This window comes from Symbiobacterium ostreiconchae (assembly GCF_055396975.1).
The window spans coordinates 2,908,004-2,928,272 of record NZ_AP042454.1; the positions used below are offsets into that span (position 1 = coordinate 2,908,004).

The 20,269-nt window shown below is 70.9% G+C and carries 18 protein-coding genes and 1 tRNA gene; 5 read left to right on the top strand and 14 right to left on the bottom strand.

The genetic code is table 11. The features are described 5' to 3' along the window. Positions 1–2,634, bottom strand: coding sequence for a CBS domain-containing protein (locus tag ACZ5UM_RS14120; RefSeq protein ID WP_464844935.1), 2,634 nt, complete (start codon positions 2,632–2,634; stop codon positions 1–3). Between the two features lie 142 nt (positions 2,635–2,776). Between ACZ5UM_RS14120 and ACZ5UM_RS14125 the strand changes: the two genes are divergently transcribed. The 3 genes from ACZ5UM_RS14125 to ACZ5UM_RS14135 all read left to right on the top strand — a co-directional run bounded on the left by ACZ5UM_RS14125 (position 2,777) and on the right by ACZ5UM_RS14135 (position 4,588). Continuing rightward, a tRNA-Val gene (locus ACZ5UM_RS14125) sits at positions 2,777–2,851 on the top strand. 94 nt (positions 2,852–2,945) lie between these two features. Next, positions 2,946–3,443 carry a 5-(carboxyamino)imidazole ribonucleotide mutase gene (gene purE, locus ACZ5UM_RS14130; RefSeq protein ID WP_464844936.1) on the top strand — a complete coding sequence of 166 codons (498 nt, stop codon included), beginning with the start codon at positions 2,946–2,948 and terminating at the stop codon, positions 3,441–3,443. Then, the gene (locus ACZ5UM_RS14135) at positions 3,440–4,588 is read left to right on the top strand and encodes a 5-(carboxyamino)imidazole ribonucleotide synthase (RefSeq protein WP_464844937.1); all 1,149 of its coding nucleotides are present in this window, start codon (positions 3,440–3,442) and stop codon (positions 4,586–4,588) included. The genes purE and ACZ5UM_RS14135 overlap by 4 nt, the downstream gene beginning before the upstream one ends. An 86-nt stretch (positions 4,589–4,674) precedes the next feature. Here the strand turns inward: ACZ5UM_RS14135 and ACZ5UM_RS14140 are convergent, their stop codons facing one another. The 9 genes from ACZ5UM_RS14140 to ACZ5UM_RS14180 all read right to left on the bottom strand — a co-directional run bounded on the left by ACZ5UM_RS14140 (position 4,675) and on the right by ACZ5UM_RS14180 (position 13,264). Next, a complete protein-coding gene (locus ACZ5UM_RS14140; RefSeq protein ID WP_464844938.1) occupies positions 4,675–5,880 on the bottom strand; it encodes an ABC transporter permease in 1,206 nt (401 codons plus the stop codon). Beyond that, positions 5,877–7,559, bottom strand: coding sequence for an efflux RND transporter periplasmic adaptor subunit (locus ACZ5UM_RS14145; RefSeq protein WP_464844939.1), 1,683 nt, complete (start codon positions 7,557–7,559; stop codon positions 5,877–5,879). The genes ACZ5UM_RS14140 and ACZ5UM_RS14145 overlap by 4 nt, the downstream gene beginning before the upstream one ends. 190 nt (positions 7,560–7,749) lie before the next feature. Beyond that, complete coding sequence (lysA, locus tag ACZ5UM_RS14150) at positions 7,750–9,084, bottom strand: diaminopimelate decarboxylase (RefSeq protein WP_464844940.1); 1,335 nt, start codon at positions 9,082–9,084, stop codon at positions 7,750–7,752. Between the two features lie 196 nt (positions 9,085–9,280). Then, positions 9,281–9,841 (bottom strand): stage V sporulation protein SpoVABEA, encoded by a 561-nt coding sequence (spoVAEA, locus tag ACZ5UM_RS14155; protein ID WP_464844941.1) that lies wholly within the window; start codon positions 9,839–9,841, stop codon positions 9,281–9,283. 128 nt (positions 9,842–9,969) lie between these two features. Beyond that, a complete protein-coding gene (locus ACZ5UM_RS14160; RefSeq protein WP_464844942.1) occupies positions 9,970–10,134 on the bottom strand; it encodes a hypothetical protein in 165 nt (54 codons plus the stop codon). 61 nt (positions 10,135–10,195) lie between these two features. Continuing rightward, on the bottom strand, positions 10,196–10,963 hold the full coding sequence (gene sigF / locus ACZ5UM_RS14165; RefSeq protein WP_464844943.1) for an RNA polymerase sporulation sigma factor SigF: 768 nt from the start codon (positions 10,961–10,963) through the stop codon (positions 10,196–10,198). Between the two features lie 7 nt (positions 10,964–10,970). Beyond that, positions 10,971–11,420, bottom strand: a complete 450-nt coding sequence (spoIIAB, locus tag ACZ5UM_RS14170; RefSeq protein ID WP_464844944.1) for an anti-sigma F factor — start codon at positions 11,418–11,420, stop codon at positions 10,971–10,973. Positions 11,421–11,451: 31 nt separating this feature from the next. Beyond that, complete coding sequence (gene spoIIAA / locus ACZ5UM_RS14175) at positions 11,452–11,790, bottom strand: anti-sigma F factor antagonist (protein WP_464844945.1); 339 nt, start codon at positions 11,788–11,790, stop codon at positions 11,452–11,454. A 181-nt stretch (positions 11,791–11,971) separates the two neighbouring features. Next, on the bottom strand, positions 11,972–13,264 hold the full coding sequence (locus ACZ5UM_RS14180; RefSeq protein WP_464844946.1) for a D-alanyl-D-alanine carboxypeptidase family protein: 1,293 nt from the start codon (positions 13,262–13,264) through the stop codon (positions 11,972–11,974). Between the two features lie 162 nt (positions 13,265–13,426). Between ACZ5UM_RS14180 and ACZ5UM_RS14185 the strand changes: the two genes are divergently transcribed. Then, on the top strand, positions 13,427–14,206 hold the full coding sequence (locus tag ACZ5UM_RS14185; RefSeq protein ID WP_464844947.1) for an ABC transporter ATP-binding protein: 780 nt from the start codon (positions 13,427–13,429) through the stop codon (positions 14,204–14,206). Further along, a complete protein-coding gene (locus ACZ5UM_RS14190) occupies positions 14,203–15,753 on the top strand; it encodes a hypothetical protein (RefSeq protein ID WP_464844948.1) in 1,551 nt (516 codons plus the stop codon). The genes ACZ5UM_RS14185 and ACZ5UM_RS14190 overlap by 4 nt, the downstream gene beginning before the upstream one ends. Here the strand turns inward: ACZ5UM_RS14190 and ACZ5UM_RS14195 are convergent. From ACZ5UM_RS14195 to ACZ5UM_RS14210, 4 genes are all read right to left on the bottom strand, one after another. Continuing rightward, positions 15,706–17,238 (bottom strand): hypothetical protein, encoded by a 1,533-nt coding sequence (locus ACZ5UM_RS14195; protein WP_464844949.1) that lies wholly within the window; start codon positions 17,236–17,238, stop codon positions 15,706–15,708. The genes ACZ5UM_RS14190 and ACZ5UM_RS14195 overlap by 48 nt on opposite strands. 124 nt (positions 17,239–17,362) lie before the next feature. After that, complete coding sequence (locus ACZ5UM_RS14200; RefSeq protein WP_464844950.1) at positions 17,363–18,106, bottom strand: GerMN domain-containing protein; 744 nt, start codon at positions 18,104–18,106, stop codon at positions 17,363–17,365. Positions 18,107–18,430: 324 nt separating this feature from the next. Then, positions 18,431–18,640 carry a YgaP family membrane protein gene (locus ACZ5UM_RS14205; protein ID WP_464844951.1) on the bottom strand — a complete coding sequence of 70 codons (210 nt, stop codon included), beginning with the start codon at positions 18,638–18,640 and terminating at the stop codon, positions 18,431–18,433. A 358-nt stretch (positions 18,641–18,998) separates the two neighbouring features. Beyond that, positions 18,999–20,195, bottom strand: a complete 1,197-nt coding sequence (locus ACZ5UM_RS14210; protein ID WP_464844952.1) for a phosphopentomutase — start codon at positions 20,193–20,195, stop codon at positions 18,999–19,001. Between the last annotated feature and the right edge of the window lie 74 nt (positions 20,196–20,269).

A 20,269-nucleotide genomic window follows, 5' to 3' on the forward strand; every position in this document is an offset into this window, starting at 1 on the left:
TCACTCCTCCTGTTGGGCAGCGTAGCGGCGGGCGAGCTCCAGCTGGGCCTCCCGGTCGGGGGCCAGACCCGAAAGGCGGGCAGCCAGCACCCGCTGCAGAATCCGGCCGACACGCGGGCCTGGGGCCACGCCCAGCGCCTGCACGTCAGCCCCGGTGATCGCGAGCCTGATGTGGCGCCACTCCCGCCAGAACCGGGCCACCCGGTCGCCCCCGCCCAGCAGGTGGAGCAGCAGCAGCCCTTCCGGGGGCCAGCCGCGCAGGCGGGCGACGATGGCCGCCGGATCGGGCCGGGGGGCGCTCACCAGGTCGTGGGCGATGCGCCAGCCCGCCAGCACCTGGAGGCAGCACTGCGACTCCGCCCGCTTCAGCCGCAGCCGCTTCACCAGGGCCGCGCCCCGGGTCAGGGGAAGCCGGTGGATGAGCACCAGCAGCTTCACCAGCCAGGGCTTGCTGCGGGCGCTGAGCTCAGGCTCCGCCTCGGGCAACCCGTCCACCGCATCCACCAGGGCCAGGAGCTCCGGGGTCAGGGCCACCCCCGGCAGGATCGCCTCCAGCCCCCCGAGATCAGCCAGCATCTGCAGCGCGCCGCCGCAGCCGGGCTCCTGCAGCAGGAGCAGCAGTTCGTTGCGCAGCCGCTCCCGGCTCACCCGGCCCAGGAAGCCCTGGGCGATGGCCGCGCGGGCGCACTTCTCCGTCTCGGGCTCCAGCCGGAAGCCGTAGCGGTGGGCAAAGCGCACCGCGCGGATCAGCCGGGTCGGGTCCTCCACGAAGCTCAGCGTGTGCAGGATGCGCACCTGCCCCGCCGCCAGGTCCTGCAGCCCGCCGAAGAAGTCGATCAGCCCCGAGGGGCCGGCGGAGCCCAGGCGGATCGCCAGGGCGTTGATGGAGAAGTCGCGCCGGTACAGGTCCTCGTGCAGGTCGGCGTGCTCCACCCGGGGCAGGGCGGCGGCGTGCTCGTAGAACTCCCGCCGTGCGGTGGCCACGTCGATGCGGGACGGCAGGTCGGGATCCTGCGGGTCCAGGTAGATGTGGGCAGTGCCGAACCGGGGCACCTCCTGGACACGGCCGCCCAGCTCCCGGGCCAGGGTGTGGGCAAACGCGATGCCGTCGCCCTCCACCACGATGTCAAAGTCGAGGTTCGGCCGGCCGAGGAGCAGGTCGCGCACGAATCCGCCGACGGCGTAGACCGCCACCCCCTCCTGCTCCGCGACCCGGCCCGCGGTGCGCAGGAGCGCGCGGATCCCCGCCGGGGCGGCCTCGACCGCTTCCAGGGCCATCCGCACGGCCTCATCCCGCAGGTCCTTGGGCATCTCCGGGGCCGCGTACAGCCGCCGGTGCCAGCGGGGCGCCGGCGCGCCGTAGATCAGCCCGAGAATGTCCGACCGGGTGATGATCCCCACCAGGTTCCCGTCGGCCACCACCGGAACCCGGCCGATGTCCCGCTCGATCATCAGCTCCTGCACCTCATCGATGGGCGAATCGGGATGCACGGCGATGACCCGGGACTTCATCACGGACTTCACCGGCGCGTGCTCCAGTCCGTGGCGGCGGGCCTTCTCCACGTCGCGCAGGGACACGACGCCCACCACGCGGCCGGTCTCGTCCACCACCGGCAGGCCGGTGTGCCCGTGGCGCAGCATGAGCCGCTCGGCGTCCCGGATGGGCTTCCCGGCCAGGATAGTCTTTACGGGGGCCGACATCACATCCCGCGCCATGAGCGGCCGCTCGACGCCCTCGGGCAGGGCCTCCTCCAGCTTGAGGGCCACCTCCTGCACCGACTGGCCCTTGACGACGGCGGACGCCGCCGCGGCATGGCCGCCCCCGCCGAACCGGCTCATCACCCGGGCGGCGTCGACCCAGGGCACCGACGAGCGGCCCACCAGGTGCACCCGGTCGTCCATGCGGACCGCCGCAAACAGGGCCGGCACGGGCTCCAGCTCCATCAGCCGGTGCACCACCAGGTTGAGGCCGCCCACGTACTCCGGCACCTCGGCCACCAGCAGCCGGATGCGGGCGCCCCGCACGTTCACCCAGCGGCCCCTGTTCTGCAGCTGCTGCAGCAGGGTCTGCTGGGCGGGCGAGAGCGAGACCTCCATGAAGCGGGCCGCCGCCTGCAGGCTGGCGCCGCGGGAGAGCAGAAAGCCTGCCGCCCGGGCGTCACGGTCAGTGGTGCCGAGCAGGCTCAGCGACCCGGTGTCGGCGTAGATGCCCACCAGCAGGGCGGTGGCCTGGAACGGGGTGAGCGGCGCCCCGGCCTCCTCGATCAGCTCCGCGAGGAGGGTGCAGGTCGCCCCCACGGGTGCGCGCACCTCCAGGCGGCCCTGCAGGTCGTCGGCCTCGGCCGGGTGATGGTCGTAGAGGTGCAGCTCCACCTGCGGCAGGAGGGCCCGCAGGGGGCCCAGGCGGGCGGCGTCGGCGGTGTCCACGACGATCGCCCGCCGCACCTGCGAAAGGTCGATGTCCTTCACCCGGTGGACCCGCAGGTTGTACCGGTGCAGCGAGATGAACTCCGCCGCCATCGGGTTGGCCGTGCCCGGCAGCACGATCTGGGCCCTGGGGTACAGCACCTGGGCGCCGATGGCAGCCCCGATCGCATCGAGGTCGGTGTTGGTGTGCGGAACGATGATCTGCATGATCGTACCTGATCTCCCGGGAGCGCGAGGGATGCGCTTGATCCTGATCGTCACCTATTCGGCTGCTGCGGTCACAAACCCTGCAGAAACTGCCATTTGGCCTTGCACGCCGAACGGGCTTGCGGTATAATGAGCAGGCACTGGGCGGTTAGCTCAGCGGGAGAGCACTTGCTTCACACGCAAGGGGTCACTGGTTCGATCCCAGTACCGCCCACCAGATGGCTGGCAGCGGCCCACTCGGGCCGCTGTCTCGTTGTACGGTCGTCTTTCACCCACTGCGCAGGGACTGAAGAACAGGGGGTCAGCATGCGATGGCGCAGAAAGAGAAAGCCGGACCGCTCGTGGGCATCATCATGGGCAGCCGCTCCGACCTGGAGACCATGCAGGAAGCGGCCAACGTGCTGGACGAACTGGGCGTACCCTACGAGATGAAGGTCGTCTCGGCCCACCGCACGCCGGACGCCATGTTCGCCTACGCCGAGTCTGCGGCGGCGCGGGGCATCCGGGTGATCATCGCCGGCGCCGGCGGCGCGGCGCACCTGCCGGGCATGACCGCCTCGAAGACCATCCTGCCGGTGATCGGCGTGCCGGTCAAGTCCTCGGCCCTGAACGGGCTGGACTCGCTGCTCTCCATCGTGCAGATGCCCGGCGGCGTCCCGGTGGCGACGATGGCCATCGGCAAGGCCGGGGCGAAGAACGCCGGGCTGCTGGCGGCGCAGATCCTGGCCCTGCAGAGCCCGGAGCTCGCGGCGACGCTGGAGGAGTACCGGGCCTTCATGCGGCAGCAGGTGGAGGAGAGCCAGCCATGATCCTGCCCGGTGAGGTGGTCGGCATCGTCGGCGGGGGACAGCTGGCCCGCATGTCCGCCCTGGCCGCCCGGGCGATGGGCTACCGCGTCGCGGTGGCCGACCCGGACCCCGACTGTCCCGCCGCCCCGGTGGCCGACCGGGTGATCGTCGGCGCCCTGAACGATCCTGACGCCCTGGCGCCGCTGGCCGAGGTGGCCAGCGTCATCACCTACGAGTGGGAGAACATCGACGCGCGGGTGCTGGAGCGGCTGGCCGGACGTCGGCCGGTCCACCCCCGGGTCGGGATCCTCCGCACCTGCCAGAACCGCATGCACGAGAAACAGGCCCTGGAGCGGCTGGGCATTCCCGTCGCGCCGTGGCGCCCGGTGCCGTCGGCGGAGGCCTTCCCGGCCGCGCTGGCGGCCATCGGCCTGCCCGCGGTGCTGAAGACCGCCACCATGGGCTACGACGGCAAGGGGCAGGCGCTGATCCGGACGCCGGAGGATGCGGAGCAGGCCATCGCGGCGCTTGCCGGCCGCCCGCTGGTGCTGGAGCGGCTGATCCCCTTCGCCTGCGAGCTGTCGGTCATCGTCGCCCGGAACGAGTCCGGGCAGGTGCAGGCGTTCCCGGTCGCGGAGAACATCCACGAACGGAACATCCTGGCGTACTCCATCGTCCCGGCCCGGGTCGATGCGGCGACGCAGGCCGCCGCCCGGGACCTGGCGGTGCGCATCGCCGAGGGCCTCGGGCTGGTGGGGCTGCTGGGCGTGGAGATGTTCTGCCTCCCCGACGGCAGCCTGCTGGTGAACGAACTGGCCCCGCGGCCCCACAACTCGGGCCACTACACGCAGGATGCGTGCGCCACGTCCCAGTTCGAACAGCACATCCGGGCGGTGTGCGGCCTGCCGCTGGGCGCCGTGGACCTGCTCAGCCCCGTCTGCATGGTGAACGTGATGGGCGAGGACTTCCCGCTGCACGTGGGCGCAGCCCTCTCCGACCCGCACGTGAAGCTGCACCTGTACGGCAAGCGGGAGGCCCGGCCGCACCGGAAGATGGGCCACTTGAACGTGCTGGCCCCGACCGCGGACGAGGCCCTGGCGCGGGCCAGGGCGGCCAAGGCGGCGATCGCCGGCCGTGCAGGGGGTGGCGGCGGGGCGGGATCGTGAGCCAAAGAATACGGGGCGGTGCAGGTCGTGCACCGCCCCTTCCGCGTCTCCGCACAGAACCGCCTGAAACCGGCCGCCCGGGACGCCTACTCGAAACGCAGCGCCTCGATGGGATCCATCCGCGCGGCCTTCACGGCCGGGTACACCCCGAAGATCAGGCCCACCGCGGCCGAGAAGCCCAGCGCCAGCGCGATCGCGTACAGATCCAGGCTGAGCGGCGTGTCCAGGTAGTTGCCCGCGATCATCACCGGACCCGCAGCCAGCAGGATGCCGATGCCGCCGCCGATCAGGCAGAGGGTCAGCGCCTCCACCAGGAACTGCATCAGGATGTCCCGGCGGCGGGCGCCGATGGCCTTCCGGAGCCCGATCTCCCGGGTCCGCTCCGTCACCGAGACCATCATGATGTTCATGATGCCCACGCCGCCGACGACCAGGGAGATCCCGGCGATCGCGGCCATCACCCCGGTCACGATCGAAATGACCTGGTCGAACCCGCTCATGAAGTCGGTCCAGATGTGGGCCTGGTACCCCGTGCCCGGGTACACCCGCTCCATCACCTTCACCGCCAGGTCCTTCACCTCGACAGGATCGTAGCCGTCACGCACCCGCACGGTCAGGTGGTCGTAGCTGTTCTGGCCCGTGACGCGGGTGATGTAGCTGCGGGGAACGTAAAAGTCGCCGCCCTGGCCGCCCAGAAGCTGCGAGAGCATGCCCGTGTTGGGCGCGATGACGCCGATCACCCGGAAGGGGTAGCCGTTGATCATCAGCTCGATCCCCAGGGGGTCGACCCCCTCCCCCAGCAAGTACGTCAACCGGTTGGCGGCGACCACCGCCACCCGGTCGCCGCGGACGATCTCCTCCTCGGTGAACCAGCGGCCGGAGGCGAGCTCGATGTTCATCAGCGACGCCGTGTCGGTGCCCGCGCCGCGGAGCCAGTCCCAGCCGGTCTCCCGGTGGAAGGTGATCATCGCGCCCATCCCCACCTGCGGGTCGATGACGTCGATCTCCGGCAGCGCCTCCTTGAGGAGGGCGATGTCATCCTCGGTGAACATGCGCAGCCTCGCGGTCTGCTGTCCGTCGGGCGACCAGCTCGGCGCCGCCATGAGCTGGAAGACGCCGCCGTTCAGGGCGTCCAGCTCCTCCGCGATCGCCTTCTGGGTACCCCGGCCGATGGCGATGATGGCGATCACGGAACCGACGCCGATGATCAGGCCGAGCATGGTCAGCGCCGAGCGCAGCTTGTTGGCCCAGAGGGCGGAAAGCGCGACGCTGAAGGTTTCCAGCAGGTTCATCGCGCCGCGCCCCCCATCAGGAGACCCAGCGGCACCACCCGGACCCGCCCGGGCATCGGCCGGCCCCCGGGGCCCATGCCGGGCCCCATGTCCGGCCCCATGCCCGGCATGACCTGGATCTGCACCTGGTCGCCGTCCTGCAGCGTCTGGACCAGCCCAAACGGGGAGGTGATGATCATCTCACCCTCCTCCAGCCCCGAAAGCACCTCGACCTCCCGGTTGGTGACCAGGCCCGTCTGGATGGGCCGCATCTCCACGGTATAGTCCCTGACCACCAGCACGAAAGCCTGGCCGGCCTCCTCCCGCACGGCGAGCAGCGGCACCACGATCACGTCGTCCCGCTGTGCGGTCTGGATGCGCATCTCCACCTGCATGCCGCTCTTCAGGCGGCCGTCGACGTTCATGACCTCGCCCCGCACCTCGAACGTCACGCTGTCGCCCATGTAGTACGGACCGCCGTAGAAGTCGTTGCTCTGCGCCGTCTGCTGGCTGATGCGGGTCACCACGCCCTCAAAGCTGGCCAGCGGCAGCAGCGCCGAGGTGACCATGATCGGCTGGCCGGGCTCGAGGCTGTCCAGGTCCACGGCCTCCACCTGGCCGATCAGCTCCATCCGCTCCATGTCGCCCACCCGGACGATCGGCGCGCCCTGCTGCACCGGGTCGCCGTCCTTCACGTGGACGCTCAGCACGGTCCCCGGCGCGGTGGCGACGATGCGGGTCGATTCCAGGTTGGCGCGCAGCTTATCCAGCGTGGCCTGCGCGGCTTCCACCCGCGCCTGGGCCAGTTCGACCTGGCCCATGTCCGGGCCGCGCTGCAGCGCCGCCTCGGCCTCCCTGACCGCCACCTCGGCGAGGCTGACCTGGATCTCGGCCAGCCTGACGCTCAGTTCGTGGTCCGCCTCGCCCTGGCCGCCCTCCAGCAGCGCGGCCAGCTCCGCCTCGGCCTCCGCCAGCTTCTCGGCGGTCTCCTGCACGGTCTCCTGGCTCTTCCGCATGGCCTCACGGTAGGCCTCCTCCGCCGCGCGGTACTGCTGCGCCGCCTGGGCGTCGGCGGGGTTGGCCATGTACGCGGCTTCCGCGGCCGCCAGGTTCTTCCGGGCCTCCTCCACCGGCTGCTGTGCGGCCGCCACCTGGCTCTTCAGCTGGGCGATCTGCTCCTGCAGCTGCTTCACGGCGGTGCTCTCGCCGCCGCCGGCCTTCACCCGGGCCAGGTTGTTCTGGGCCTCGATGAGCTGGCGCCGGGCCTCCTGGAGGTTCCGCTCCAGCATGAGGGGCGCGCTCTCCATCTGCCGCAGCAGCTCCTGCAGGTCCCGCTGCGCCTGGAGCAGATCGCGCTCCTTCGTCTTGACCTCCTCCTGCAGCTCGGTGGCGTCCAGCTCGGCCAGCAGCTGTCCCTCCTCCACCGTCTGCCCGGCCTCCACCAGGATCGTCACCCGCGGGCTGTTCAGCGGGGCCTTGTACTCCTGCAGGTTGCCGGCCTGCACCGTGCCCGGGGAGAAGACCTCCTGCACCAGCATGCGCCGGGAGACGGGCTCGACCTGCACCACGGGAGCGCCCTCCGGCCCCTCGGCCATGACATCAACGGCGGCACGCTGGCCGAAGAACCGCTGGTAGCCAAACCAGACTCCTCCGCCCAGCACCGCGAGCACCACAACGATGGCAATAACCTTCCGCCTCAATCTGGCTCACCTCATTGTGCGGACCTATCATTACTTAGACAGACAAACCGGGCCGTTTGGTTCCCGTTTCCTGCGCCGGAACGGGAGACAAGGCACAAGGGGCGCCCCTGCTCATGCCCGTGAAGCAGGGCGCGCCCCATGCACGCGCGGGCAAGAATGTAGCAGGCTCGCAGCAGCGGTTCCGGCGCCCCTACTGCCCGCGGGCGCCGGCCTGCAGGCGCGGGGGCAGCAGGTCGCAGGCCGCCATCTCGGCAAACGACTCCCGCCGCACCACCAGGTCCGCCCGCCCGCCGCGGACGAACACCACGGGCGGCGTCGGGAAGCGGTTGTACCGGGAGGCCATGCTGTAGTTGTAGGCTCCGGTGGCAAAGACGGCGAGCAGGTCGCCGGGCGCGACGTCGGCCGCGACCGGGACGTCGGTCAGCAGCACATCACCCGACTCGCAGTACCGGCCGACGACGGTGACGATTCTGCCGGGCTCGCTGTCCAGCTTGTTGGCGACCACACATTCGTAGCGGGCCTGGTACAGCGCGGGCCGGATGTTGTCGCCCATGCCGCCGTCCACGGAAAGGTAGGTGCGCACGCCGGGGATCTCCTTGATGGTGCCCACCGTGTAGAGGGTAGTGCCCGCCTCGGCGACGATGGACCGGCCGGGCTCGACGATCAGCCTCGGCAGCGGCAGGCCGTATCCGGCGGCCCCCGTGCGCACGGCCTCAGCCAGGACCGCCACCAGCTGCGCCGGCCGGACGGGCCGGTCCCCTTCCACGTACCGGACGCCCAGCCCGCCGCCCAGGCTGAGTTCCGACAGCGTGAAGCCGGTCTCCGCCCGGACGGCCGCAGCGAAAGCCAGCATCCGCTCGGCGGCGACCCGGTAGCCCGCCAGGTCGAAGATCTGCGACCCGATGTGGCAGTGGAAGCCCGTCAGCTCGACGCCCGGGGTGCGCAGGGCCTCCCGCGCCGCCGCCAGGGCCAGGCCACCCTCGATGGGGATGCCGAACTTCGAGTCCAGCTGACCCGTGCTGATGTACTCGTGCGTGTGCGCCTCGACCCCGGGGGTCACCCGGAGCAGGATCCGCACCGTCTCGTTCCGCTCGCCGGCCAGGCGGCTCAGAAGGTGCAGCTCGTGCAGCGAATCCACCACGAAGCGGCCGACCCCGGCGTCCAGCGCCAGCCGGATCTCGTCGGCCGTCTTGTTGTTCCCGTGGAAGTAGGTGCGGGCCATGGGGAACCCGGCCTGCAGGGCGGTGGCGATTTCCCCGCCGGAGACGACATCCAGCGACAGGCCCTCCTGCGCCACGAGCGCGGCCATGGCCGTACACAGGAACGCCTTGGAGGCGTACGCCACATCGAAGTCGGGGTAGTGCTGCCGGAAGCTCTCCACGTACTCCCGGCAGTTCTGCCGGATCAGCTCCTCGTCCATGATGTACAGCGGCGTGCCGAACTCCCTCGCCAGATCCGCCACGTCTACGCCGCCGATGGTGAGACGCCCCTTCTCGTTGCGGGACGCGGTACCGTAGAAGTGCATCGTACAGAACTCCCTCCCGGGACGTCGGCCGGTCGTGATCACCGCCCCTTAAATTTTCCCCACAATAGCATCCCATTCCGTACACTGTCAACGCCGGGCCGAGGCGCCGACGGCGGGGTTCCCGTGCAGACAGAGGCCCGGGCGCGCCGAGTGCGCCCGGGCCTGGGATCGCGCCGAAGCGGCGATCGCTGCGGCATCAGGATCGCTCCAGGATCTCCGTGATCGCCCGGGTGGTGATCTCGCATCCCGCCTCCAGGTCATCGGCCCCGTCCATCTTGCCGGGGTCGCCCACCCCTACGATGACCGGGACCGACAGCCGGTTCAGCATGTCCACCGTGTCGCCGCGCAGCCGCCCCTTCCGGCGGGGCGCGCCGTCCTTGTCCACGGGCCCCGCGAGAACGCGCCCGTGGCGGTCGACGGAGAGATCCACCTCCACCCCCCGCCCCTGCCGGGTGTTGGAGGCCACCGCCACGGCGCCGAGCACGCGGATGTCGGGATGCTCACAGATGTACCGGAGGGCCTCCTCGCCCGGACCCGTGCCGGGGTCCCCCTTGTCGTCGACCATGACCAGCACGGGGTCGTGCACGGCCTGCTTGATCAGGGCCACCAGCTCCGGACCGCTCAGCGGCGTGGGATTGCCGGCGGAGGCCGAGATGCAGCGGAGCCCCAGCCGCTGCGCCGCCTTCTCCGCCACGCGCCGCGCGGCGTGGTCGCCATCGGTCAGGAGAATGACGCGAACGGGCGGCTTCAGATGCATCCCTCCCGGGCGAGGGGGTCGGAAACGGCACCGGGGGCCTCCGGAGGCGGTCCCGTCAGCCGAGCCGTGGGCGGGCCGCTGCCGGTGCGGCCCCCGGGACCCCTAGCATCCCACGCTTCGCCGCCCCGCTATGCGGGCCCGCCCGCCCCCGGGCCCACCAGCGTCGCCCCCGCCGGTGGGGGCTGCGGACGGGAGGAGTACCAGTACCAGGTGCTGAGCGCGCCCGCGGCCAACAGCATCGCCGCCAGCACGATGCCCCACCACACCCGGCTTTCCGGGGTAACCGTACGCATGTCGCTCCCACCTCAGGGACTACGATTCCCCAACCGCCCGTGCCGTAACCCACGGGCCCCGTCAGGTGGCGGCGTTCACGTAGTTCCGGATCCGCTCCAGTGCGCGCCGCTCCAGGCGCGAGACCTGAACCTGGCTGCACCCCAGGATCGACGCGACTTCGGTCTGGGTCTTGTCGCGGAAGAACCGGAGCAGGATCACCGTGCGCTCCCGCTCGTCCAGCTGGTTCAGCCCCTCCCGCAGGGCCACGCGGTCCAGCCAGACGCCCTCCCGCTGCCCGTCGTCGGCGGCCAGCTGGTCCAGCAGGTAGATCGGGTCACCGTCGCCCTCGTGCACCGTCTGGTGAATCGAAGCCGGCGGGCGCACGCCGTCCAGCGCCTCGACCACCTCCTCCGGGGAGACGCCCAGTTCCTCGGCCACCTCGGCGACCGTGGGATCGCGCTCCATCTCGGCCGCCAGCCGCTCCCGCACGCGCCGGGCCTGCTGCGCCAGCTGCTTCAGGCTGCGGCTGACGCGCATCGGGCCGTCGTCCCGCAGGTGGCGGCGGATCTCGCCCATGATCAGGGGTACCGCGTAGGTGCTGAACCGCACGTCATAGCTCAGGTCGAACCGGTCAATGGCCTTCAGGAGGCCAATGCAGCCGATCTGAAACAGGTCCTCGGGATCGGCGCCGGAGGCGCTGAAGCGGGAGACCAGCGACCGCACCAGCCGGAGGTTCCCCTCCACCAGCCGGTCCCGCGCCTCCCTGTCCCCCGCCCGGGCCCGGGCCACCAGCCGCCTGACCTCGTCATCGGGCCAGCCCCGCTCTTCCAGGGTGCTCTCCTGTGCCATGGCCCGATCAGCTGCCCTTCAGGGAGGCGACGTCCCGAGGCGCAGGCCGCTTCCGCATCACGACGCGGGTGCCCTGCCCGACCTGCGACGTCACCTCGACCTGGTCCATGTGGGCCTCCATGAAGGAGAAACCCAGGCCCATCCGCTCCGGGTCGGTCGTCACGGCCGGCTGCATGGCCAGGGCGACGTCCTCGATGCCCCGGCCGCTGTCGGTCACCGTGATCACCAGCTCGCCGTCCTCCAGGGCCGCCTCCATGCGGACCATCTGCCGGCTGTCCCCCCGGTAGCCGTGGACGATCGCGTTGGTCACGGCCTCAGAGACCGCCAGCTTGACCTCGTCGACCTCGGCGACGGTGAAATCCGCCTGGGCGGCCACCATTGCGGCCATGAGCCGGGCGACGCCGACGTTCTCGGGAATCGCCGCCAGCTCCAGGATCACCCGGTTCTGCGTGACCATCACACAGCCCCCTCTCGTGCACTGCCCCCGCCTAACCGGCGGAGAGCGCCTCCTGCTCGGAACGAAACTCCTCCATCGTGCGGAAGACGCCGGAGAGCTCCAGCGCCGAACGCACCTGCGGCGGCACGCCGATAACGCCCACCCGGCCCCCCTCCCGGCTGACCCGCCGGTACCGCCCGAACAGGGCGCCGAGAAAGGCGCTGTCCACAAACGTCACGCGCGCCAGGTTGACGTACAGGTGCCGGACGGGTCGCCGGTCCATCAGCTCCTCGACCGTTTCCTTGAACCGGGCGGCCGCCACGAGGTCCAGCTCGCCGGAGAGCCGCACGATGAGGCTCTGCCCCACCAGTTCGTACTCCAGAGATGACATGGCCGGCCACGCTCCTTCCTGCTCTGCACGGCCCGCAGGTGGCCGCGCATGGTGCAGGCAATTTCTTCCCGTTTGCCGCCAGTTCCTGCCTGCGATGGCATCTTTCGGTCGACAAGATTCGACCCAATGCGCGCAAAACGCCCGCCGGCTCCTGCACGCCGGCGGGCCTGCCGCTGCCCATTCAGTCGAAGCTGAAGATGTTCCGGACCGTGTGCACGACGGACTGCCACAGGTTGGCCTTCCCCACCGCTTCGGGGGCGACCAGCTCCATGCGGCCGACCTCCTGGCCGTCCAGCGTGGCCACGATCTCACCCACGGCCTGCCCCTTCTCCAGGGGCGCCGCGACCTGCCGGGGCAGCTTCACCTCCCACTTCACCTTGTCCTGGGACCCCTTGGGCACGCTCACCCCGAACGCCGAGCGCGGCACCGGCTCGATGGCCGCCACGGAGCCCCGGGCGACCTTCACGGGGCCGAACTTCTTTCCGGCCGGGGCGATCTCCACCGCCGTGTAGTTGGCGAAGCCATAGTCCAGGAGCCGGGCGACCTCGATGTTGCGGGTCTTGGCGCTCTCGGCGCCCATGACCACGGCGATCATCCGGGTGCCGTTCTGCACGGCCGTGGCAGCGAGACAGTAGCCGGCTGCCTGGGTCCACCCGGTCTTCAGGCCGTCCGCCCCCGGGTACCAGGTGAGCAGCTTGTTGTTGTTCCACAGCTGGAACTTGGGCCCGTTCTTCCGCCAGGGCACGTTCAGCTCCGCGCCGTAGATGGCCGTCAGCTTCACCAGTTCGGGGTAATGGAGCACGGCGTGCCGGCTCATCAGGGCGATGTCGTAGGCGGTGCTGAGGTGCCCCTCCGCCGGGAGCCCGGTGGGGTTCACGAAGTGCGTGTCGTTCATCCCCAGCTCCTGCGCCTTGGCGTTCATCAGCTTGACGAAGGCCTCCACCGAGCCGGCCACGTGCTCGGCGACGGCCACCGCGGCGTCGTTGGCCGAGCCCACCGCCACCGAGAGCAGGAGCTCCTCCAGCGCAAAGGTCTCGCCCACGTCGGCGAAGATCGTGGTGCCCGGCTGCCGCTTGGCTTCCTCCGAGATCGTGACCGGGTCCTTCAGGTTCACCTTGCCTTCCCGCAGGGCATCGAAGGCGATGATGAGCGTCATGATCTTGGTCACGCTGGCCGGGTTGCGCCGCTCGTGCGCGTTCTTCTGGTAGATCACCCGTCCGCTCAGCGGCTCCATCAGCACCGCCGACGGCGACGAGATCTTCACCGCGTCCTCACCGGCCGCCTCGGCGGCGGCGGTCGCCTCTACGGCCTCATACAGGTCGTCCGCCAGCCGGCCCCGCAGCACGTGGTCGCCGTCCTCCACGTCGGACGCCGGTGGCCAGCGCTCCATGCCCCTCGCCTGAGGCGCGGCCGCCGACAGCGCGAGGACGGCGCACAGCAGGGCGGCCCAGCAGCGCATGCAGGTTCTCCACATGGGTCATGCCTCCTCCAAGAGTCTCTGCTGCTAGTCTGCCCTGGGCGCATCCGCACTTGCGCGCCTCGGCCGTAAACCCGGAAATGCGGGCCGAATCCTGCCGCTGGCGGCTGTCGTCCGAAACTATAGTAGCAAGCATGTGAAACCGGAGTGAGGACGACCGTGGCTGCCCCGCCCGCAATCCTGCTGGAAAACCTGACGAAGTCCTACAACGGCCACCCGGCCGTGCAGGGGCTGAACCTCGCCGTCATGCCCGGCGAGATCTTCGGCTTCCTCGGCGCCAACGGTGCGGGCAAGACGACCACCATGAAGATGATGGTGGGCCTCCTGCCCCCCACGTCGGGGCGCGTGCTCATCCACGGGCGCGACGTGTGGCAGGACCCCGGCCCGGCCAAGCGGACCATCGGCTACGTGCCCGACACGCCGATCCTCCACGAACTGCTGACCGCCCGGGAGTTTCTCTGGTTCATGGCCGACCTGTACGGGATGAGCCGCCGCGAGGGCAGGGCCCGCGCCGAGGAGCTCCTGGAGATGATGGGCCTCACGGCCCAGGCGGACCGGCTGATCCGGGACTTCTCGCTGGGGATGAAGCGGAAGATGGCCATCGCCACGGCCTTGCTGCACCGCCCCCGGGTGCTGCTCCTGGACGAGGTCACCAACGGCCTCGACGCCCGGGCCGCCCGCGAGGTGAAGGACCTGATCCGCGCCTGGGCCCGGGACGGCGTGGCCGTGGTCCTGACCACCCACATTCTCTCCATTGCCGAGGAGCTGTCGGACCGCATCGGGCTCATCCACCGGGGCCGGCTGATCGCCGAGGGCACCGCGGCCGAGCTGGCCCGGCAGGCCGGCATCCCCGGCGCCAACCTGGAGGAGACGTTCCTGGCCCTCACCGGCGACGAGCTGCCGGAGGAGGCCGAAACGCCGGAAGGTGAACTGCGGTGAACGGCATCGTCTCGCTCTCGCTGGCCGTCGCCCGCTCGGGGTGGCAGGCCAGCTGGAACCGGCTGTTCCGCTTCTCCCGCATGAAAGCGGGGGTCATCTGGGTCGCCCTCCAGGGGCTCCTGGTCTTCTTCGTCGTGCGCCGGGCGCCCGCGGTGGCGCCGGAGGCGTCGCAGGCCGGACTGCTGGGCGCGCTCACCCTCATGGGCGCGCAGATGACCTGGTTCGGCATCATGTACGGCTTCTCCCGGGGGCAGACCCAGCTCTACCAGGGGCTGCTGGTCCCGCTCTTCCAGATCACCCCGGCCCGGCCGCTGGCGTTCCTGCTGGGGCGGGTGATCGAGGCCGTGCCGACCCGGGCCTGGACCACCCTGCTCTGGGCCTGGGCCTACTCGGCCATCGTCCCTCCGCCGGGGCGGTGGTACGCGCTGGCGGCGCTGTGGCTCACCGGCCTGGCCGTGGGGATGCTCGCCCACCTGGCCGGGCTGCTGCTCCTCACCTTCTGGAGCCGCTACCATCCGCAGTCGATGCGCCACGGCAATACCTTCTTCGGGGTGCTCACCATCGCCATGATCACCGCGGCGATGATCTACCTCAGCCAGGGGGGCACCGCGACCGAGCTCGCCCTGGTCATGCGCACCTCCCGCCGGGCCGTGCTGACGGCACTGGCGGCCGTCGCCGGTCTCCCCGGGCTGGTGCTGGCGCTGGCCCTCCTGGTCCGCCCCCAGTGGGTGGAAAGCCACTACCGGGACGGCCTGTACCGGGTTCTGGAACTCGGCGAGCAGGACACCGTGCGTTCCGGGCGGTCGTACTGGCTGCCGCTGGGGGACGGCGTCCTGCGCGCGGTGCTCTCCCGGGAGTGGCTGCAGCTGGCCCGCTCCAGGATGGCCCGGACGCAGCTCCTCATCTTCCTCGCCGGGGTCGTCGGCGTCTGGTTCGCCGGCCGGGCTGCCGGCGGCGCGCCCATGGCCGGGCTCGTGGGCTCGGTCGGCGGGCTCTCCCTGCTCGCCTGGTTCAACGCTTTCGGCCACTGGGTGGCCAAGGTCTTCTCGCACGAGCGGGTGACGATCGCACTGTACCGGCTGGCGGCCGTGCCGACGGCGAAGCTGGTGGCGGCGAAGTTCACCTCCCTGCTGGTGCCCTCCGCCCTGCTGGTGGCCCTCTCCGTGGCGGTGGGCAGCCTGTCCGCGGGGCTCTCCGCCTCCGCGGCCCTGGCGCTGCTGGGGTGGACCGAACTGGGCCTGCTGCTCGGGCTGATGGGCGGCTTCGGCGCGGCGGCCGCGACCGCCGACCAGGAGCCCGAGGAGCCTGAAGCCGCCGGCGCCCCCCGCGTGGAGCAGGGGGGCTCGGCGGCCGTGCAGTCGAACGCCTGGTTCTCGCTGGCCCGGACCCTTGGACTCACCGTCTCCACGGCCCTGCCGCTCTGGGCAGCAGCGGGCCGGCCGTGGCTGCAGGTGCCGGCCGCCGCCGCGTGGACGGTGGCCCTGGGGCTGCCGCTGGCGCTATTTCTGGGCGGCGTCGGCTTTATGCTCCGCACCTGGCGCCGCTGAGACGGCAGCCAGCTCCGCGAACGGCACCACCACCACCCGCTCGGCCAGCACGACCCAGAGCTCATGCCGTCCGAGCCGGATACTGCGGACGTCTCTCTCCACCTGCCAGGTGCGCTCGGCGCCCGTCAGGTGGTTTTTCGCGGCCACCGTGCGACCCGCCGCAGTGAAGGTCGTGACCCCGTCGTCCCAGATGGCGAAGTGCCCATTCTCCAGCGGGAGGCTGACATGCTCCCCCCGGTAGTCGCCGGAGGCCCGCACCACCTGTGCGGTGAGCTGCCCGTTCCGGCGCTCCACGACGGCCAGGAAGCGCGCCTCGGGGCTCCAGGTGAGGAAGACGGGCTCGGCATCCTCGGGCACCCGGTAGAGCTGGTACGGCGACCCGCCGCGGTTGGGATGCGCCACCCACGCCCATTCCGGGTCCACGTGGAGGTAGTCGCCGGACCGGGCGTTCCAGGGCTGGGTGAGCCAGGCCGGGAAGACGACCTCCCTGCCCGGCGCGAAGATCTGCTTGGCCGGGAAGCGCTCCCACCGGCCGGCGTCCGGGCGCAGGGCCAGCCCTTCCGGTTCGCCTTCCGGGTCGGCCAGGACCATCACCGTGCCGGGGGGATAGGCACGGTCCGAGCCGGCGGGCCACCACTCCTGCAGCGCCCAGTACGGGAACCGGACCGGGGCTCCGGCCGGCGCCTCGAAGACCTGGTGGACGACCGGGCCGGCCGGGCGCACCAGGTGCAGCCGGCTGCCGTCGCTGAGGAACGCCAGCTGGTCCTCCTCCGGGTGCCAGATCAGGTCGTACCCGTCGACGTCGTACCGCTCCTGCCCGCTGCCGTCCACGGCCCACCAGCCCACGCCGCCGTCCGCCAGGCGCGCGGCGACGTACCGGCCGCTGGGTGAAGGCAGTGCGTCGAGCAGCGCCCAGCCCTCCGGCGCCGGCACGGTGCGGGCATCCTCGAAGTGCAGTTCCGTCGTGCGGGCAAAGGCCTGGTAGCCGGGGAGCGCGGTGTCGATCCGCTCCAGGCCGGAAATCAGGAGTTCATAGGCCACCCAAGCCCGGTACGTGGGATCGAACCGGGCCGTGCGGGCGACGCACCGCCACCGCTCGTCGTCGGGCAGCCCCTGCACCAGTTGCTCCACGGCTGTGCCCAGTTCGGCCAGGCCGAACCGTCGCAGGCAGTCCAGCATGGTCAGCTCCTCGCCGGCCCCGTCCCGGCCTTCCGCCTCCGTGCCGGCGGGCGTGGCCGGGCTGCTGCCGGCGTCTGCCGGTCCATCCCCTCCGGCGGCGGGGCCGTCGCCTCCGGGAGATGTTCCCCCGGCCGGCCCCTCCGGGTCCGTGGCCTGCGGAACCGGCGTCTCCGGCCCGTCCGCCGGCACCGCGCCGCCGTCCGGTCCGGGGCGGCTGCCGGGCGCGGGAGAGAGCGCTGCGCACCCGGTCAGCAGGATGGCCAGCACGCCGGTGAAGGTCCGCCTCAACACGTGCCTCGGCGTCATCTCTTCACCTCCGCCAAGGTTGACGACGGAGTCGTCCGGGAAGTTTCGCCTCATCGACTCAGCGGGCCAACTCGACGGCGGCGGCTGCGAGGGGAGGATCACCTCGGTGCTTACAGTGCCCATTTTACTCAAGCGGACGTCCCGGGCCGTCGTACCGGATGAGGTCGGCCATCCTCTCCCGTTCGTCCAGCGGCCAGCGCTGCCGCGGCGTGTCCCAGATATCGCCGTGCAGCATGGCCGGTTTTCCGTTCACCGTCACCACCACGGCCTCGATGCCCTCGATCTCCGTGACGGTGTACGTGAGGCTGATCTTCAGCGCGCGCTCCCAGGCGGAACCGCCGGGAAAGTCGCCAAAGCGTGCATCGAAGTCCAGATACGCCACCCCGTCCTCCACGCTGAAGCCGAGAAGCTCCGGATAGCTCCCCAGGCCGCTGTGCAGACCGTACGCAGGCGCACCCCGCACCCAGGCCTCGACGGCCGCCCGCAGCGGGTGCTGCTCGGCGGGAACCAGCACCTCCACCGGCTGGAGGGTGTCCGGTCCGTTGAGATCGTCCCAGTAGTAGACCGTCACCACCTGCCCGGGGTGCTGCCCGTGGGTGAAATCCAGCCCCTCCCGGGCCCGGGCCAGCCGACGCTCCTCCTGGCGCTTCAGCGCATCCAGCTCTGCGGCGAGCTCGTCCGCGCGGGCGCTCAGCTGTTCCACCTGCTCCCGGTAGCGCTGCAACTCCGCCTCCAGATCCGCCACGCGCTCACCGCGACCCTCGTCACCCTGCGGCGCCACCCAGCCCGGTGGGCTGCACGCCGCTACCCAGAACAGCAAGACGAGCACGCCGGCCACCGCAGCCTTGCCCCGCGCAGTCCGGTTCATGCCGCGCCACCTCCCGACCGATATAACGCAGGGGCGGTGTCCGCGGTTACGCCGGTGCTGGCGCAAGCCGATGATCCGCACGTGGTCCGTGCCGAAACCTGGCCTGCCGCGAGGCTGCAGGCGGCTCACAAGTCCCGGACAGTCGTACCGGATGACGTCGGAGCGGTGCTGCGGCGTGCCCGAGATCGCGACAGCGCCGAAGAAGGGCACGGGACGGGGCGCAGCCCGGGTACAGCGCGCCGATGTCCGCGCAAAGATGGGCAATCCCTGCCGCGCGGGATTGCCCTGCGTGAACACCCGATTCCACCGTGCTGCGGACACTCCCTACGAGCCGGTCTTCTGCGCGCCGCAAGTGCTCACCCGCAGAAGCGCATAGAGCCCGCACCAACCCAGGGCGCCGGTCACCAGCATCAGCGCCGCCACCGCGTAAAGCACGTAGCTGAGCGTTCCTCCAAGGCTGAACCCTGCGACGGCCGCCACAACGCCCGCTCCAATCCGAATAACCCGGTCGACACCGCAGACGTTTGCTTTCATCCGCTACGGCCCTCCTCTGCCCCGTACTCGATCTCATTATACCAATACCCGTATGGGCATCCTATCCGGTTGCCAGGGTATGCCGGCCGGCGCGCTGATCGATTTCTCACCCTATTGACCGTTTTCCCCCTACTCATCGCGCTCTTCGCACAATCTCCGGCGAAGGGCGCCTTTCCGCAGACGCTGTCCTCCCCGGTTCCGGCACCGCCCGGGTGACGACGACCTCCTGCGGCACTGCACCGGCGCCCGCACATCGCCTCCGGACGCGGCAAGGAGCGCCCCGCCCGGGGCGCTCCCGCCACCTGCCCAGTGTCACCTGGATCGATATCTCTTCGCCAGTATCTGCACGCAGAGGCCTTTACGCGGAAGTCCCCTGCACCAGGATCTCCCTCGCAAAGCTCTCGCCGTACCCCGTGCCCGGCACCCCCAGCAGGTCTGCCACGGTGGCGCCCAGGTCGGCGAGGGTGGCGCGGGTCCCGACGTTCACCCCCGGCCGGATCCGCTGGCCCCAGATCAGCACCGGCACGTACTCCCGGGTGTGGTCGGTGCCCGTATGCGTCGGGTCGTTGCCGTGGTCGGCCGTGACCACCAGCACGTCGTCGGGGCCCAGCTTCGCCATGATGCCCGGCAGGGCGTCGTCAAACTCGATGAGCGCCTTCGCGTACCCCTCCACATCCCGCCGGTGGCCGTAGAGCATGTCGAAGTCGACCAGGTTGGCGAAGACGAGGCCGGGCTCCTGTCGGTCGATGCACTCGTGAATCTTGCCGATGCCGTCGGCGTTGGACTTGGTGGGCAGGCTCCGGGTGACCCCGTGGCCCGAGAAGATGTCGCTGATCTTCCCCACCGCGAGCACCGAGAGCCCCGCGTCCTTCACCTCGTCCAGCAGCATCCGCGGCGGCTCCAGCGCGTAGTCGTGCCGGTTGGCCGTGCGGGTGAAGTTGGTCCGGTCGGTGCCCACGAAGGGCCTGGCGATGACCCGGCCGACCCGGTGCGGCGGCCGCAGCAGGTCCCGGGCGATCTGGCAGACCTCGTAGAGCCGCTCCAGCCCGAACCGCTCCTCGTGCGCGGCCACCTGGAAGACGGAGTCGGCGCTGGTGTACACGATAGGCCAGCCGGTGCGCAGGTGCTCCTCGCCCAGTTCCTTGATGATCTCCGTGCCGGAGGCCACCTTGTTGCCCAGCACGCCCTCCAGCCCGGCGCGGCGGCAGAACTCGGCGATCAGATCCTCGGGGAAGCCCTCGGGATACGTCCGGAACGGGGTCTCGGGCCGGATGCCCACCATCTCCCAGTGGCCCGTCATCGTGTCCTTGCCCTGCGAGGCGATCGCCATGCGGCCATAGGCGCCGGCCGGACGGGCCGCCGGCGGCGTGCCTTCGACCTCCGTCAGGTTGCCGATCCCCAGCCGGCCCAGGTTGGGCAGGGGAAGGCCCCCGCGCCGCCTGGCCAGGTTGCCCAGGGTGTTCGACCCGGCGTCGCCCCACTCGGCCGCGTCGGGCATCGCGCCGATCCCCACGCTGTCGATGACGATCAACACGACTCGTCGGACTGCTGCCATGTACCTGTCTCCTTTGCCTGGAGTCTCTCCTCCCACTATACCACCTGGAAAGGGCAGGGAAAAGCGGGCCTCCT